16 protein-coding genes are annotated in these 15,651 nt (G+C 69.6%); 9 read left to right on the forward strand and 7 right to left on the reverse strand.

All coding sequences use genetic code 11. The features are described from left to right. The first annotated feature begins 169 nt into the window (after positions 1–169). The 5 genes from dbpA to QAA18_RS01835 all read left to right on the forward strand — a co-directional run bounded on the left by dbpA (position 170) and on the right by QAA18_RS01835 (position 5,342). On the forward strand, positions 170–1,585 hold the full coding sequence (dbpA, locus tag QAA18_RS01815) for an ATP-dependent RNA helicase DbpA (RefSeq protein WP_279410573.1): 1,416 nt from the start codon (positions 170–172) through the stop codon (positions 1,583–1,585). 69 nt (positions 1,586–1,654) lie between these two features. Further along, complete coding sequence (locus QAA18_RS01820) at positions 1,655–1,807, forward strand: hypothetical protein (protein WP_279410575.1); 153 nt, start codon at positions 1,655–1,657, stop codon at positions 1,805–1,807. A gap of 58 nt (positions 1,808–1,865) precedes the next feature. Further along, on the forward strand, positions 1,866–3,623 hold the full coding sequence (locus QAA18_RS01825; RefSeq protein ID WP_279410577.1) for a DEAD/DEAH box helicase: 1,758 nt from the start codon (positions 1,866–1,868) through the stop codon (positions 3,621–3,623). Between the two features lies 1 nt (position 3,624). After that, positions 3,625–4,161, forward strand: a complete 537-nt coding sequence (locus QAA18_RS01830; RefSeq protein WP_279410578.1) for a YaeQ family protein — start codon at positions 3,625–3,627, stop codon at positions 4,159–4,161. Next, the gene (locus QAA18_RS01835) at positions 4,158–5,342 is read left to right on the forward strand and encodes an NAD(P)/FAD-dependent oxidoreductase (RefSeq protein WP_279410580.1); all 1,185 of its coding nucleotides are present in this window, start codon (positions 4,158–4,160) and stop codon (positions 5,340–5,342) included. The genes QAA18_RS01830 and QAA18_RS01835 overlap by 4 nt, the downstream gene beginning before the upstream one ends. A gap of 195 nt (positions 5,343–5,537) precedes the next feature. Here QAA18_RS01835 and QAA18_RS01840 read toward each other — a convergent pair whose 3' ends face one another. Then, entirely contained in the window at positions 5,538–7,154 is a 1,617-nt protein-coding gene (locus tag QAA18_RS01840) for a serine hydrolase (protein ID WP_279410581.1), read from the reverse strand. Between the two features lie 56 nt (positions 7,155–7,210). Here QAA18_RS01840 and QAA18_RS01845 point away from each other — a divergent pair, with 56 nt between their 5' ends. Beyond that, positions 7,211–8,467, forward strand: a complete 1,257-nt coding sequence (locus QAA18_RS01845; RefSeq protein ID WP_279410582.1) for a TIGR03862 family flavoprotein — start codon at positions 7,211–7,213, stop codon at positions 8,465–8,467. Here QAA18_RS01845 and QAA18_RS01850 read toward each other — a convergent pair. Together QAA18_RS01850 and QAA18_RS01855 are read right to left on the reverse strand one after the other, a co-directional pair. Beyond that, the gene (locus QAA18_RS01850) at positions 8,448–9,269 is read right to left on the reverse strand and encodes a methyltransferase domain-containing protein (RefSeq protein WP_279410583.1); all 822 of its coding nucleotides are present in this window, start codon (positions 9,267–9,269) and stop codon (positions 8,448–8,450) included. The genes QAA18_RS01845 and QAA18_RS01850 overlap by 20 nt on opposite strands. Next, positions 9,266–10,981 carry a M1 family metallopeptidase gene (locus QAA18_RS01855; protein WP_279410584.1) on the reverse strand — a complete coding sequence of 572 codons (1,716 nt, stop codon included), beginning with the start codon at positions 10,979–10,981 and terminating at the stop codon, positions 9,266–9,268. Before QAA18_RS01855 ends, QAA18_RS01850 begins: the two co-directional genes overlap by 4 nt. Before the next feature lie 140 nt (positions 10,982–11,121). On the opposite strand from QAA18_RS01855, the gene QAA18_RS01860 reads away from it, so the two are divergent. After that, a complete protein-coding gene (locus QAA18_RS01860) occupies positions 11,122–11,856 on the forward strand; it encodes a hypothetical protein (RefSeq protein WP_279410586.1) in 735 nt (244 codons plus the stop codon). 30 nt (positions 11,857–11,886) lie between these two features. Here QAA18_RS01860 and QAA18_RS01865 read toward each other — a convergent pair whose 3' ends face one another. Genes QAA18_RS01865 through QAA18_RS01880 form a run of 4 tightly spaced genes read right to left on the reverse strand, consistent with a single transcriptional unit; the run spans position 11,887 to position 14,549 of the window. Further along, the gene (locus QAA18_RS01865; protein WP_279410587.1) at positions 11,887–12,513 is read right to left on the reverse strand and encodes a hypothetical protein; all 627 of its coding nucleotides are present in this window, start codon (positions 12,511–12,513) and stop codon (positions 11,887–11,889) included. 13 nt (positions 12,514–12,526) lie between these two features. Further along, positions 12,527–13,144, reverse strand: coding sequence for a trimeric intracellular cation channel family protein (locus tag QAA18_RS01870; protein WP_279410589.1), 618 nt, complete (start codon positions 13,142–13,144; stop codon positions 12,527–12,529). 14 nt (positions 13,145–13,158) lie between these two features. Further along, positions 13,159–13,527 carry a DUF6164 family protein gene (locus QAA18_RS01875; RefSeq protein ID WP_279410590.1) on the reverse strand — a complete coding sequence of 123 codons (369 nt, stop codon included), beginning with the start codon at positions 13,525–13,527 and terminating at the stop codon, positions 13,159–13,161. A 14-nt stretch (positions 13,528–13,541) separates the two neighbouring features. Further along, complete coding sequence (locus QAA18_RS01880; protein ID WP_279410592.1) at positions 13,542–14,549, reverse strand: LLM class flavin-dependent oxidoreductase; 1,008 nt, start codon at positions 14,547–14,549, stop codon at positions 13,542–13,544. On the opposite strand from QAA18_RS01880, the gene QAA18_RS01885 reads away from it, so the two are divergent. Together QAA18_RS01885 and QAA18_RS01890 are read left to right on the forward strand one after the other, a co-directional pair. Continuing rightward, a complete protein-coding gene (locus QAA18_RS01885; RefSeq protein ID WP_279410593.1) occupies positions 14,548–14,856 on the forward strand; it encodes a biotin--protein ligase in 309 nt (102 codons plus the stop codon). The two genes, QAA18_RS01880 and QAA18_RS01885, sit on opposite strands and share 2 nt — an antisense overlap. Then, a complete protein-coding gene (locus tag QAA18_RS01890; RefSeq protein WP_279410595.1) occupies positions 14,853–15,632 on the forward strand; it encodes a biotin/lipoate A/B protein ligase family protein in 780 nt (259 codons plus the stop codon). Before QAA18_RS01885 ends, QAA18_RS01890 begins: the two co-directional genes overlap by 4 nt. Positions 15,633–15,651 lie beyond the last annotated feature (19 nt).

A 15,651-nucleotide genomic window follows, 5' to 3' on the forward strand; every position in this document is an offset into this window, starting at 1 on the left:
ACGGGCGTGGGCATGACCGGCGACCACGCCGCGCCATCGACCTGGCGCAGGCGCGGGCCGGCCTCCGGGTCGCCGGGCAGGTCGCGGACGAAGGCGTTGTCGAAGCGCAGCACGGCATCCATGCCGTCATTTTGCGCGTCCGGGCAGTGATAGCTGCGATCATTGGCACATGGACGAACCATTGCCCGTTGCCAGCAGGCCCGCCGCCTCGCCCGTTGAATTCACCGACCTGCCGCTGGCGCCGGCGCTCTTCCAGGGCCTGGACGCCTTCGGCCACACCACCTTGACCCCGATCCAGGCGCAGAGCCTGCCGGCGCTGCTGGCCGGGCGCGACGTGATCGCGCAGGCACCGACCGGCAGCGGCAAGACCGCCGCGTTCGGGCTCGCCCTGCTCCACCACCTCGACCCGGCCGACATCCGCGTCCAGGCGCTGGTGCTTTGCCCCACCCGCGAACTGGCCGACCAGGTCGGCAAGCACGTGCGCCGCCTGGCCACCGGCATTCCCAACCTCAAGCTGCTGGTGCTCACCGGTGGCGTCGCGCTGGGCCCGCAGCTGGCGTCGTTGGAACAGCATGCGCCGCACGTGGTGGTCGGCACGCCCGGCCGGGTGCAGGAACTGCTGCGCAAGCGTGCCCTGGACCTGCGCGGTGTGCGCGTGCTTGTCCTCGACGAAGCCGATCGCATGCTCGACATGGGTTTCGAAGAGCCGATCCGGGAGATCGCCAAGGCCACGCCGAAGCAGCGGCAGACGCTGCTGTTCTCGGCCACCTGGCCGGATGCGATCCGCGAACTCGGGCGCAAGTCCATGCACGATCCGCTCGAGGTCTCGGTCGGCGGCGACGAAGCGCCACCGGCGATCGAACAGCTGTTCTTCGAGGTCGAACCGGCGCAGAAGCCGGCCGCGCTCGCCGGCCTGCTGATCGAGCACAATCCGGAATCGGCGGTGGTGTTCTGCAACATGCGGCGCGATGCCGACGACGTGGCGGCCTCGCTTTCGCACCTGGGCTTCTCGGCCGCGGCACTGCACGGCGACATGGAGCAGCGCGACCGGGACGAAGTGCTGGTGCGTTTCGGCAACCGCAGCTGCAACGTGCTGGTCGCCAGCGACGTGGCCGCGCGCGGCCTGGACATCCACGACCTGGGCGCGGTGTTCAACTACGAACTGCCGACCGACCCGGACGTCTACCTGCACCGGATCGGCCGCACCGGCCGCGCGGGCAAGGCCGGCCTGGCGCTGAGCCTGGTGGCGCCGCGCGAAATGCCCCGCGCGATCGAGCTGGAACGGCGCGGGACCCCGCTGCGCTGGGCACGGGCCCCGCTGGCCAACCTGCGCAACACCCGCGCCCCGGCCGCACCGATGGGCACCCTGCGCATCGATGCCGGCCGCAGCGACAAGCTGCGTCCCGGCGACATCGTCGGTGCCCTCACCGGGGAGGCCGGCCTCAAGGCGGACGCCATCGGCAAGATCGACGTCTTCGCCACCCGCAGCTACGTCGCCATCGCCCGCGGCCAGCTCGACAAGGCCCTGGCCCGGCTCCAGGCCGGGCGCATCAAGGGCCGCAATTTCAGGGTCCGGAAGCTGTAAAGGCCACGAAAACGGCGCCTTCAGGCGCCATCGCCTAGACTGGGCCCTGCCCCCACAGGAGAGTTGCCGATGGCAAAGCCCAATTACTCGTTCGAAAAGCGCCAGCGCGAGATCGCCAAGAAGAAGAAGCAGGACGCCAAGGCCGCAAAGAAACAGGCCGCCAAGGACGCCGCCAACCCGACCTCCGAAGACAGCGAAACCGCCCCGTCCGACGGCGAGTGAGCCGTCCGGCGTAAACTGTGCGGCTGCGTCGGGGTTCTTCCGGCAACGCGAGACCGCCATGACTGAGCAAACCCCCACCCCGACGACCACCTTCACCGACCTCGGCCTGCCCGCGCCGTTGCTGCGTGCGCTGGCGGACGTCGGCTACGAATCCCCTTCGCCGATCCAGGCCGCGACCATCCCGCCGCTGCTGGCCGGTCGCGACGTGCTCGGCCAGGCCCAGACCGGCACCGGCAAGACCGCCGCGTTCGCATTGCCGGCCATGGCCCGCCTGGATCCGGCCCAGCACGCGCCGCAGGTGCTGGTGCTTGCGCCCACGCGCGAACTGGCGATCCAGGTCGCCGAGGCGTTCCAGAAGTACGCCTCGCACATGCCCGGCTTCCGCGTGCTGCCGATCTACGGCGGGCAGAGCTACTACCCGCAGCTCGAAGCGCTCAAGCGCGGCGTGCACGTCGTCGTCGGCACCCCGGGCCGGGTCATCGACCACCTCGACCGCGGCTCGCTGGACCTGTCGCAGCTGCGCTGCCTGGTCCTGGACGAGGCCGACGAGATGCTGCGCATGGGCTTCATCGACGACGTCGAGACCGTCCTCAAGAAGGTGCCCGAGCAGCGCCAGGTCGCGCTGTTCTCGGCGACCATGCCGGTGCAGATCAAGCGTATCGCCCAGACCTACCTGCGCGATCCGGTGGAAGTCGCGATCAAGGCGCAGACCACCACTGCCGCCAACATCCGCCAGCGCTACTGGATGGTCAGCGGGATCAACAAGCTCGATGCGCTCACCCGCATCCTCGAGGCCGAACCCTACGACGGCATGCTGATCTTCGCGCGGACCAAGCTCGGCACCCAGGAACTGGCCGAAAAGCTTGCCGCGCGCGGACTGGCCGCCGCGGCGATCCACGGCGACGTCGAGCAGAAGCAGCGCGAGAAGATGGTGCAGTCGCTCAAGGACGGCCGCATCGACATCCTGGTGGCCACCGACGTCGCCGCGCGCGGCCTGGACGTGGAACGCATCAGCCACGTGCTGAACTACGACATTCCCTACGACACCGAAAGCTACGTGCACCGCATCGGCCGCACGGGACGCGCCGGCCGCAGCGGCGAGGCGATCCTGTTCGTGGCGCCGCGCGAACGCGGCATGCTCGGCGCGATCGAGCGCGCCACCCGGCAGAAGATCGAGCCGATGCAGCTGCCCAGCGTGGAGGTGGTCAACGAGCGCCGCGTTGCCAAGTTCCTCGACCGCATCGGCGAGGCGCTGGCCAGCGACAAGGCGCCGATCTTCCGCGAGCTGGTGGAACGCTACGAACGGGAACACAACGTGCCCATGGCGGAGATCGCCGCGGCCCTGGCGCAACTGGTCCAGGGCAAGACGCCGTTGCTGCTGCAGCCCCCACCGCCCCCGCCGCCGCGGATGGAGCGCGAGCGGCCGCCGCGCACCGAACGCGCGCCACGTCCATCGCGCGAGCACGCTCCCCGCGGCGAGGCCGAATTCGCCAGGGAAACCTTCCGCATCGAGGTCGGCCACCAGCACGGCGTGCAGCCGGGCAACATCGTGGGCGCGATCGCCAACGAGGCCGAACTGGAGGCCCGCTACATCGGCCGCATCGACATCCGCGGCGACTACAGCCTGGTGGACCTGCCCGAAGGCATGCCGCCGGAACTGCTGGAGCACCTGAAGAAGGTGCGTGTCGCGGGCCGCCCGCTGCGCATGGCGCGGGCCAGCGAAGCCGACACCAGCCCGTCGCTGGAACGCCGGCCGTTCGCACCGCGCAAACCGGGCGCCCAACCCGGTTTCCGCAAGAAGCCGCCACGCAACTGAGATGGCCGCCAACGCGACGGTATTCCGCGCCGAACTGCAGGTCAGCGACATGGATCGCAACTATTACGCGACCCATGCACTGACCCTGGCCCGGCACCCATCCGAAACCGACGAGCGCCTGATGGTGCGGCTGCTGGCGTTCGCCCTGCACGCCGACGAACGCCTGGAATTCGCGCGCGGCGCCGCCGGCGACGACGAACCCGACCTGTGGCGGAAGTCGCTGGGCGGCGAGATCGAACTGTGGATCGACGTCGGCCAGCCGGACGAGTCGCGTATCCGCAAGGCCTGCGGCCGCGCCGGACAGGTCGTGGTGCTCAACTACCACGGCCGCGCAGCGGACCTGTGGTGGGACAGGGTGCGTCCGCGCCTTGAGCGCTGCCGCAACCTGACCGTGATCGACGTCGACGCGGAGACGGTGGCCGAGCTGGCCGCGATCGCCGACCGCGGCATGCGCCTGCAATGCATGGTCCAGGACGGCCAAGCCGAGATCTACGGCGAAGGCGGGAGCATCGCCGTGCGGCAGTCCCGGCGGACGTGACGACGACCCACGACGCCATCGTCGTCGGCGGCGGCGCGGCCGGGTTGATGTACGCGCTCACCGCAGGCCAGCGAGGACTGCGGGTGCTGGTGGTCGAGCACGCGAACAAGGTCGGCAAGAAGATCCTGATGTCGGGCGGCGGCCGCTGCAACTTCACCAATACCGGTACCACCCCCGCCAACTACCTGTCGGCCAACCCGCATTTCTGCAAGTCGGCGCTGGCCCGCTATACGCCGGCGCATTTCATCGAACTGGTCGAACGCCACCGCATCGCCTACCACGAGAAGGAGCTCGGGCAGCTGTTCTGCGACGAGTCCTCCAAGCTGATCGTCAGGATGCTGCTGGACGAATGCGCAGCCGCCGGCGTGCGCATCGAGACCTCCTGCCCGGTCGAAGCCATCGTCCATGGCGACAGCGGCGCCTTCCGCGTGCGCACCGCCCGTGGCGAGTTCGCGGCGCCGGCGCTGGTCGTGGCTTGCGGCGGGCTGTCGATCCCGAGCATGGGCGCCAGCGGTTTCGGCTACGAACTCGCGCGCCGCTTCGGCCACGAGGTGCTGCCGACCCGCGCCGGCCTTGTGCCCCTCACCCTCAGCGGCAAGCACCAGGAGCGCCTGGCCGACCTGAGCGGCGTTGCCCTGCCGGTGACCGCGCGTTGCAACGACGTGGAGTTCAGCAACCACATGTTGGTCACCCACCGCGGCGTCAGCGGCCCTGCGATCCTTCAGGTGTCTTCGTACTGGCAGCCTGGCGACGAACTGCGGCTGGACCTGCTGCCCGGCAGGGATGCACTGGAAACGCTGCAGGCGCTGCAACGCGAGCGCCCCGCCGCCGAGCTCAGGACGGTGCTCGGCGAGCTGCTGCCCAAGCGCTTCGCCCAGCGCCTCTGCGAGCACTGGCTGCCCAGCCGGCCGCTGAAGCAGTACAACCTGCCGCAACTGCGCGAAGTCGCGGGGGTACTGCAATCCTGGCCGCTGGTCGCCAGCGGCACCGAGGGCTATCGCACCGCCGAAGTCACCCTCGGCGGCGTCGACACCAACGGCCTGTCGTCGACGACGATGCAATCCCGGCACGTCCCGGGCCTGTACTTCATCGGCGAAGTCGTCGACGTCACCGGCTGGCTCGGCGGCTACAACTTCCAATGGGCCTGGGCCTCCGCCCACGCCGCCGCTCTCGCCCTCTGAGCAACAAAACAAGAGACAGGCGCAGGACGCGGATCAACGCGGATATGAAGAAGCGATCAACGCGGATAAGGCAATAGTGGGCCAAAGAAAACGGGCGCCACTCTTGGCGCCCGTTCCATGAACCCATTCGATCTTTTGCTTGATCCGCGTTGATCAGCTTCTCTATCCGCGTTGATCCGCGTCCCGCGTTTGCTTCTAGCCCTTGTCGTCGGGTTCGACGGGAGCGAGGCGGAGGTCCTGGAAGTCGAAGGAGAAGTCGGTCAGTTCGGAGGCGGGGACGATGCGGGCTTCGCGGATCTTGCCGTCGGGGTCGAGGGCGAAGGTCAGGAACGCGTCGGCGTTGAGCCAGCGCTGGTCCCAGCGCACCAGGAACGTGTCGTGCTGCCAGTGGCTGAGCGTGCCGAGCAAGTCGGCCGTGTTGGCGAACCGGATCCGCAGCTTGCCGCCCTGCTCGCTGACGATCACGTCGCCGTACCAGGGATCGCGATAGGTCTGCGCGTATGCCGACAGCGGCAGGGACGGCTTGCTCTTCGCGTTGCGCGCCGCCTGGTGCTTCTTCCAGCTTTCGTCGGCCTTGGCTTCCTGCTTCGCCCGCGCCTTGGCGTAGGCATCGGTCCAGTCGTAGTCGGGCAGGCCGAGCATCGCGTCGAGCGCACGCATGGTCACGGCGTTGAACGCCGCGCCGGACTCGGCGTTGGTGAGCACGACCACGCCGATGCCCTGGTCGGGCAGCATCGTCACCCGCGAGACCATGCCCGGCCATCCACCGGTGTGCCACACCAGCTTGCGGCCGCGGTAGTCGCCCAGGTTCCAGCCTTCGCCGTAGCCGCGGAAGATCGGCTGCGCCGGTTCGAGCTCCGGCACCGACGCCTTGCCCACCGGGATCGGCGTGAGCATGGTCCACATGCTGCGCTGGCGCTTTTCGGGGAACAGGTCGCCACCGCCCGCCAGCTGCAGCTGCACCCACTTGGCCATGTCGTGCACGCTGGAATAGATGCCGCCGGCGCCGCCGACGTTGGACCAGGTCATGCGCGGCGCGGCGACCATGTCCTTGAAGTCGGCCTTGGTGTAGCCGGTGGCCACGTTGTCCAGGCCCTGCAGGTGGTCGCTGTTGTAGCGGGTACCGTCCATGCCCAGCGGATCGAAGATGCGCTGCTGCAGGAAGCGGTCGTAAGGCATGCCCGAGGCTTCCTCGATCACCAGCTGGGCGACGCCGAACAGGATGTTGTCGTAGGCGTACTGCTCGCGGAAACCGCCGGTGATCGGCACGTCCTTGAGCCGCTCGGCCACTTCGCGGTTGCTGTAGGTGGTAGTCGGCCAGTACAGCAGGTCGCCGGCGCCCAGGCTCAGGCCGCTGCGATGCGCGAGCAGGTCGCGGATGCGCATCTCGTGGGTGACGTAGGGGTCGGACATGCGGAACCACGGCAGGTGGTCGATGACCCGGTCGGTCATCTCCAGCTTGCCTTCCTCGGCCAGCATTTCCAGCGATGCGGCGGTGAAGGCCTTGGTGTTGGAGGCGATCGAGAACAGCGTGTGGGCGTCGACCGGCGCGCCGGCGTCGATGTCGCGCAGGCCATAGCCGCGCTCGAGCACGACCTGGCCGTCCTTGATGATGGCCACGGCGATGCCCGGTACGTCGAAGGTCGAGCGCACGTTCTCGACGTAGGCGTCGAACTCTTCCAGGGCTGGCGCGACGTAGGGCCGCACCGGTTCGGGCTGCGGGATGGCCTGCGCCGCGGCGCCGTTGGCCAGGCCCGCGCCGAGCGCGAGCACAAGTGCGGCCGCCAGGGCCGTCGTCCGTTCGAACCGCATTGCCGTCCTCCCCGATGGAATGCAGGAACCATACCGAAACAGGCATCATCCGTACCATGCCGAACGCCACGATCGCCATCATCGGTGGTGGACCCGCCGGATTGATGGCGGCCGAAACCGCGCGCGACGCCGGGCGCGAAGTCCATCTGTTCGAGGCCACGGGCTCGGTCGGGCGCAAGTTCCTGATCGCCGGCAAGGGCGGCCTCAACCTCACCCACTCCGAGCCACGGCCCGGCTTCGATGCGCGCTATCGCGAACGCAGCGCCGAGGTCGGGCGCTGGCTGGACGGCTTCGACGGCGAGGCGCTGCGCGAATGGGCACGCGCGCAGGGCGTCGACACCTACGTCGGCAGTTCCGGGCGCGTGTTCCCGATGGACCGCAAGGCCGCGCCGTTGCTGCGCGGCTGGGTCCGGCGGCTGCGCGACGCCGGCGTGCGTTTCCACGTGCACCATCGCTGGTCGGGCCGGGACGAAGCCGGCGCGCTGCGCTTCGATACGCCCGACGGCGAGCGTCGTTTCGAAGCCGGCGCCGTGATCCTGGCGCTGGGCGGCGGGAGCTGGCCGCAACTGGGTTCCGACGGCGCCTGGCAGGGGCTGATGCGCGAACGCGGCGTCGATGTCGCGCCGTTGCAGCCATCCAACTGCGGTTTCGACATGGACTGGAGCCCGTTCATGGCCCGGCGCCACGCCGGCACGCCTCTCAGGCACGTGGTTGCGCACTGGCGCGACGCCGGCGGCAACGAACGTGCGCGCCAGGGCGAATGCGTGGTCAGCGAGACGGGCGTCGAGGGCAGCCTGGTGTATGCGCTGTCGGCGGACCTGCGCGAAGCCATCGCCCGCAACGGCAGCGCCTTGCTCGAGCTGGACCTGGCGCCCGAGCGCAGCCTGGACCAGTTGCAGGCCGCCCTCGCCCGCCCCGCCGGCGGCCGCAGCCTCGGCGAGCGCCTGCGACGGCTGGCCGGGCTGGATGCGGTCAAGGTAGCGTTGCTGCACGAAGTGCTGGACAAGGCACGACTGGCCGATCCCGGCGTGCTTGCCGCGACCATCAAGCGTCTTCCACTGGAGCTCAAGCGGCCACGCCCGCTGGCCGAGGCGATCAGCAGCGCCGGCGGCGTGCGCCTGGAGGCCCTGGACGACTCGCTCATGTGCAAGGCATTGCCCGGCGTATGGTGCGCCGGGGAAATGCTGGACTGGGAAGCGCCGACCGGCGGCTACCTGCTCACGGCGTGCTTCGCGAGCGGACGATTGGCTGCGCTGGGGGCGATCGCGGCTTCTGCCGCTCCCGCGGGTGCTCCTATGGACGGTGACCGCTGATGACGGGGACCTGCCAGACGGCGTAATCCGGCGGCGTGCGGATCGCGTCGATCATGCGCTCGAAGTCGGCGCGGACCTCGTCCGGGGTACGGCCACTGGCGGCGGCCAGCGGTTCGGCGTAGCCGTCGCGCCAGGCGGCGATGATGCCGGCGAAGGTATCGCGGGGCACCCGCAACGTGTCGACCACGACGTAGTCCAACGCGATGTCCGAATATCCGGCGCGTTCGAGCAGCGCCGGGGTGTGCCGGCCGATGCGACCGTCGCAGCCGATGCCGTGCATGAACGCCACCGCGTTGGCGTTCCAGAAGCGGTCCGGATCGAAGGCAGGATCGGTGGCGGGAAAATGCAGCATCCCGTAGTCCTCCGACAGCAGGTGCAGCCAGCCGCCCGGCTTCAGCACGCGGGTGATTTCGGCCAGCACCTGCGGAAAGTCCGGAACCGCCTGCGACATGTGCCGGCATGCGACCAGGTCGAAACTGGCGTCGCCGCACTGCAGTGCGAAGGCATCGCCCTGCGCGTAGAAAACCCGGCCCGCGCCATCGTCCATGTCGCGGGCACGCGCCAGGTTGGACTCGAGGATGTCGATCCCCAGCAGCGTCGCCTGCGGATAGCGGTCCGCCAGCCGGCGGGTGATCTCGCCAGTGCCGCAACCCAGGTCCAGGATCCGCACCGGCCCCTCCAGGCCATAGCGATCGAACAGCCGCTGTTCCTGCGGCCAGATCGCCTGCGCCTGGTGGGCCAGGTTGCGCGCCATGGACTCGTCGCCCATCTGCTGCGCCTGCGGGTTGCGCGGATCGGTCACGTCCCTTGTGCCGCCTTCCATTCTTGCCAGGTCTCGAAGCGCGGTTCGGCGCGCAGCACGCGCGAATGCGGGTCGATGGTGTACAGCGCGTGCGGCTTCATTTCGACGCGGCCGCGGCCACCGGTCATCGGCACGTCGATGTCGTGGCCGTCCACGCGCACCTGTACCGGCATCGGGAACGGCTTGCCGCCCGGCGCCTTCCACTGCAGCGACAGGCCGGTGGCATCGCGGGTGGCGACGAGCTCGGGCAGTTCGGCGGAAAACACGTAGACGTCGAAGAACCAGCGGTAGTCCTTGCCGGTGGCCGCTTTCACCGCCTCGATGAAATCGGCGGTGGTGCCGTAGCGCGGCTCGAAGTTGCCCGGCTCCGGATCGGTGCGCCCGTACACGAGCTGGCGGGTCGCGTCGAAGAACGCGTCGTCGCCGATCAGCGCGCGCAGCGAGTGCAGCAGCAGCGAGCCCTTGTAGTAGATGTCCAGGCCCGGCCCGGTCTCGTCGCTGTACACGGCCTCCCCGGTCATGCTGTGGCCGGATACCAATGGCTCGTCGTTGGCCAGGGTGCGGCGCTGGTCGAGCAGCCAGGCCTCGTATTCGCGGTCGCCGTGCAGCCACTGCAGGTACAGCGGCTGCATGTAGCTGCCGAAGCCCTCGTGCAGCCACATGTGGTCCCAGTCGTCGTTGGTGAGCTGGTTACCGAACCACTCGTGCGCGAACTCGTGGTTGAGCAGCCAGTCGTAGCCGAACTCGGTGGGCTTGTAGCCGTTGCCATAGGCGTTGATGGTCTGGTGCTCCATGCCCAGGTGCGGGGTCTCGACCACACCCATCTTCTCGTCGGCGAACGGATACGGGCCGATCGTGCCCTCGAAGAAGTCCAGCAGCTTCGGGAACTCGGCGAACAGCCCCCGCGCCTTCTCCTCGTTGCCCTTCAGGTACCAGAAGCGCAGCGGAATGGTGTTGCCGTAACGGCTTTCGTAGTCGGCCGACAGCAGCTCGTACGGGCCGACGTTGATCGCGATCGCATACGTGTCGGGGCTGCGTGCGCGCCACCGGTACGTGCGCCAGCCGTCGCGTTCCTCCATGCCCTGCGCGACGCCGTTGCTGGCGGCCACCAGCGGCGCCGGCACCGTGATCGCCTGGTCGACGAGCAGCGGCTCGCCCATGGGATGGTCGATGCATGGCCACAACAGGTCGCAGCCCTCGCCCTGCATGGCGCTGGCCACCCAGGGCTCGCCGGTGGGCGCAGTGGCCCACACGAAGCCGCCGTCCCATGGCGCGCGCGTGGCCACGTGCGGCTTCCCGCCATAGACGACGCGCAATCTTGCAGCGTCGCCGGCGGCGAGCGCGGACGGCAGCGCGACCGTCATCCTGCCTTCCGGATTGCTCCAGGCGCTGGCCGGCAATGCCTGGCCGTCTACCTCCACCGAGGCGATCGTGTAGTTGCGGTCCAGGTCCACCACCAGGCGCTGCAGCGGCCGGGTCGCGCGGAAGGTCAGGGTCGCGTCGCCGTCGATGCGCTGCCGCGCCGGATCGACGCGGAATGCCAGGTCGGCATGCTCGAACACGACCGCTTCCTGCTCCGGTGCGCGCGCCAGGCCGGTCTCGACGGTGGTCTTCGAAAGCGCCGGCTGCTCGTCCGACGCGAGGGCGGCGGCCCCGGGCCAGCATGCGGCCGCCAGCAGGACGGGCAGCAACGGATTGCGCGACGGTTCCATGGAAATTCCTGGCAGGGAAGATGAACGTTGTCTTACGGCGCAGCGCCCGGATACGCAAGTGTCAGATGTCGTTAAGCGCTCTTCACGTTAAGTGGACCCCGGGCAAGCGGACGTGCTTGCCGACGAACGAGGGCCACGCCATGAAAGTCCAATCCCGCACCCGATCCCTTGCCACGGCGGCACTGGTGGCCTTGCTGGTCGCCAGCTTCGGCGCGGCCGCCGCACCGCAGCCCCGCGACAACCCTCGCCAGGAGCATCGCGACGATCGCAGGGAGCACCGCAAGGACCATCGCCAGGAACGCCGCGCCGACCACAAGGAACGCCGCCAGGAAAAGCGCCAGGACCGCCGCGACCATCGCCAGGCGCAGCAGCGCCAGCGCCAGGCCGAGCGCCAGCGCGAACGCGCCCAGCACCGCTACTACCAGCAGCGGCTCGCCCAGCCCCGCGTCGTGCACCACACGCGCGTAGTCCAGCCCCGCGTCGTGCACCACACGCGCGTCGTGCACGTGCCGGCCTACCGCTACAGCTACGGTGGCCAGTGGCACAGCACCAGCCGTTACGGTGCGGACATGCTGCGCGACGCCGTGCGCCGCGGTTACCAGGAAGGCCTGCGCGCAGGTCGCGCCGACCGCCACCGCCGCTGGGATCGCGGCTACCGCGACTCGCGGATGTGGATCGACGCCAGCTACGGCTACAACAACGCCTACGTGCGCCGCGCCGACTACCAGCACTACTTCCGCCAGGGCTTCGACCGCGGCTACCAGGACGGCTACTACGGCCGCCAGCGCTATGGCCGCTATGACGATCGCAGCGACACCGCGATCATCTTCACCGCCGTGCTGGCCGCGATCCTCGGCCTGCAGGCCATCGGCTGACGAGGCGACGTTTCGGGTCAGTACTTCGACTTACTGTTTTCCCAGGGCCCGGCGCAGATTGCGCCGGGCTTTTTCTTCCAGCCGCAGGTGGAAGAAGTCGCCCAGGTAAATCCGCTCTCGCGCCAGCAAACCGCGCAGGAAGCGGCGACGGTTGATGCGGAACAGCCACGCAGGAAGCACGCCTGCGTACTCCTGCGCGATGGCTTGGTCGTAGGCATCGAACACGTCCGGCGCCGCACCCAGGATCGCCATGTCGCAATCCAGGAAATTGCGCACGTCGTCGGGCGCCGGATCGGCGTCGAAATCGGCCGGCGCGTGCCGCCCATGCCGGGCGGTGAGCTCGATCAGCCAGGCCACGCGCTGCGCATCGATGCCGGCACCGGGCAGCCAGCGCGCGATCTCCCGCACCGCCAGCTGTGCCGAGCGCGCTTCGTTGTCGCCCTTGCCGGCGATGTAGACCGCGTCGTGGTACAGCACTGCCAGCGCCACCTCCGCCGGCTGCCGCCAGCCGGGACCGGCAGCGACGATCGCGTAGTGGCGCATCACCTCGCCCACGTGTCCGAAGTCGTGGTACGCACGCGGCGGTTGCGCGTAGGCGGCGCGCAACGCCTCGAGCTGTCCCGGTGGCAAGGCCAGCGGCAGGCCGGGCAGGCTCATGTCCACCGGCCGGTCAATGGTCGCCGGGCGCGGCCACCGGCAGGCGCCAGCCGTGGCGGATCGCCATGAAGCGCAGGAAGAACACCAGCGCCGCGCCGCCGAGCAGGAAGGGTTCGCCAGGCCACTGGAAATGCCAGGCCAGCACCACCACCGCAGCACCGGCCAGCGCCGCCACCGCGTAGAGGTCGGACTGCAGCACCACCGGAATGCGCATGGCCAGCACGTCACGGGCGATGCCGCCGCCGATGCCGGTCAGCATGCCCAGCAGCAGCGCGCCGACCGGACCGAGGCCCGCGGCCAGCGCCTTGGTCGCACCGGTGACCGCGAACAGGCCGAGGCCCAGCGCGTCGAACAACTGCACCGGATTGGTCATGCGTTCGACCACGGCGCCGCGGTAGAAGCACAGCAAGCCGGCCGCGCAGCTCACCGCGAGATAGTTCCAGTTGGCGATCGCCACCGGCGGCGTCGCGCCGATCAGAACGTCGCGCGCCACGCCGCCCGATACCGCAGCCACGAACGACAGCACCAGCACGCCGAACAGGTCGAAGTGCTTGCGCACGCCCAGGGTCGCGCCACTGATGGCGAACGCGAAGGTGCCGAGCAGGTCGAGGATGAAGAGGAAGGTCTGCATGCGCGTGCCCTGCCCTACGGGCGGTGCAGCATCAACGGCACCAGCGCCAGCAGGGCGAGCATGCCGATGATGCCCAGCACCGCCAGCAGCACGCGCAGCGGCTCGCGCCTCACCACGTCGGCGAAGGTCTCCGCGGTGCCGTCGCGCAAGGCCGCGGCGCGCTCGGCGCGGGCGCGGGCGCGGCGCTGCGCCTGGTAGTCGGCCATCAACGCCCTTGCGCGGGCAACGTCGCGCTCGTCGCTGACCCAGATGCCGCCGAAGGAAATGCCCCAGCGGCTGGGCTGGGTTTCGTACCAGGCGATCTTCGCCTCGTCCAGCATCGCCCGGACCTCGTCGGCCTCGTCGTCGGGCACGTTGCGCATGTTCAGCAGCAGCTTGGACATGCGCCGATCTTACGTCAGGGGCGGCTGGCCATGGCCAGCGCGTAGGAATGCAGCCGCGCCCGATGGTCGTGGACGTTGGCCGTCAGGATCAGTTCGTCGGGCCGGTGCCTGGCCACGAACGCGGCCATGCCTTCGTGCACCGTCGCCGGGGCGCCGACCACGGAACAGGCAAGCGCACGGTCGACCATGGCCCGTTCGGCCGGCGTGCACCAGCTCGCCATCGCCTCGGCGGATTCCAGCGGCGGCGGCACCAGGCCGGGGCGGCCGCGGCGCAGGTTCACGAACGCCTGCTGCTGGGTGGTGAACAGGCGCGCGGCCTCTTCGTCGGTGTCGGCGGCGACGACGTTCAGCGCAAGCATCACGTGCGGCTGCGCCAGGCGCGGGGACGGCCGGAACTGGCTGCGGTAGAGCTCCAGCGCCTGCTCCAGCGCATCCGGCGCGAAATGCGAAGCGAAGGCATAAGGCAGGCCCATGGCCGCCGCGAGGCCCGCGCCGAACAGGCTGGAACCGAGGATCCAGACCTCGACCTCGACGCCCTCGCCCGGTACCGCGCGCACCGGCTGGCCCGGCCTGGCCGGCTCGAAATAGCCGAGCAGCTCGGCCACGTCGGCGGGAAATTCCTCCGCGCCCTGGTAATAGCGGCGCAGCGCGCGCGTCGCCGCCTGGTCGGTGCCGGGCACGCGGCCCAGGCCGAGGTCGATGCGCCCGGGATGGAGCGAACCCAGGGTGCCGAACTGCTCGGCCACCTGCAGCGGCGCGTGGTTGGGCAGCATGATGCCGCCGGCGCCGACGCGGATGCTCGAGGTGCCGCCGGCGACGTGCCCGATCAGCACCGCGGTCGCGGCGCTGGCGATGCCGGGCATGTTGTGGTGCTCGGCCAGCCAGAAGCGGCGGTAGCCCAGGCGTTCGGCATGCTGCGCAAGCGACAGCGAGTTGGCGAAGGCCTGGGCTGCGCTGGCGCCTTCCACGATCGGCGCCAGGTCCAGGACCGAAAGCGGCACGCGGTTCGGTAAACTGTTCATGTCCAAGGGAGATGGCGCCGTGCACGGGGACTACAAGGTTCCGGGGGGCAAGCTGGTCGTGGTCGACCTGTCCGTGGACGACGGCGGGCGCATCGCCGAGGGCCAGGTCAGCGGCGATTTCTTCCTCGAGCCCGACAGTGCGCTGGATGCGATCAACGCGGCGCTGCGCGGCCTGCCCGCCGATTCCGGCGAAGTGATGATCGCCGCCGCGGTGCGCATGGCACTGGGCCCCGGCGTCGAACTGTTCGGCATCACCCCCGAGGGTGTCGCTACGGCGGTACGCCGCGCCCTGGAATCGCAGCCATGATCCGCAGCACCTGGCACGACCACGACTGGCTGCTGCTGCACGAGGCGCCGCAGTCGCCCGCATTGCACATGGCGCTGGACGACGCGCTGCTGGACGAGGTATCGGCGGGCCGTCGCGCGCCGACCCTGCGGGTCTGGGAATGGGCCGGGCCGGCCGTGGTGATGGGCCGTTTCCAGTCGCTGCGCAACGAAGTCGACCACGAGGCCGCGCAACGCCACGGCATCGAGGTGGTGCGCCGCATCAGCGGTGGCGGCGCGATGTTCATCGAGCCGGGCAACACCATCACCTATTCGATCTATGCGCCCGTCGACATGGTCCAGGGCATGAACTTCGAGCAGGCCTACGCGTTGATGGACGCATGGGTGATCGCCGCGCTCGGCGATCTCGGCATCCAGGCCTGGTACCAGCCGCTCAACGACATCGCGTCGCCTGCCGGCAAGATCGCCGGCGCGGCGCAGGCGCGGCGCGGCAACGCCGTGCTCCACCACGTGACGATGGCCTACGACATCGACGCGAACAAGATGCTCGAGGTGCTGCGCATCGGCCGCGAGAAACTCTCCGACAAGGGCACGACCAGCGCGCAGAAGCGCGTGGATCCGCTACGCAGCCAGACCGGGATGGCGCGCGAGGCGGTGATCGAGGTCCTGGTCGAAAGTTTCCGCAAGCGCCACGGCGGCCTCACCGCCGATACCCTGCGCGTGCACGAACTCGAACGCGCGCACGAACTCGTCGCCGGGAAGTTCGGGACCGCGGAATGGACTGCAGTCGTGCCCTGACCTGAACCCAGGTGCCCCG

The sequence above is a fragment of the Luteimonas sp. 8-5 genome (assembly GCF_029763755.1).
Classification (GTDB): Bacteria; Pseudomonadota; Gammaproteobacteria; order Xanthomonadales; family Xanthomonadaceae; genus Cognatiluteimonas.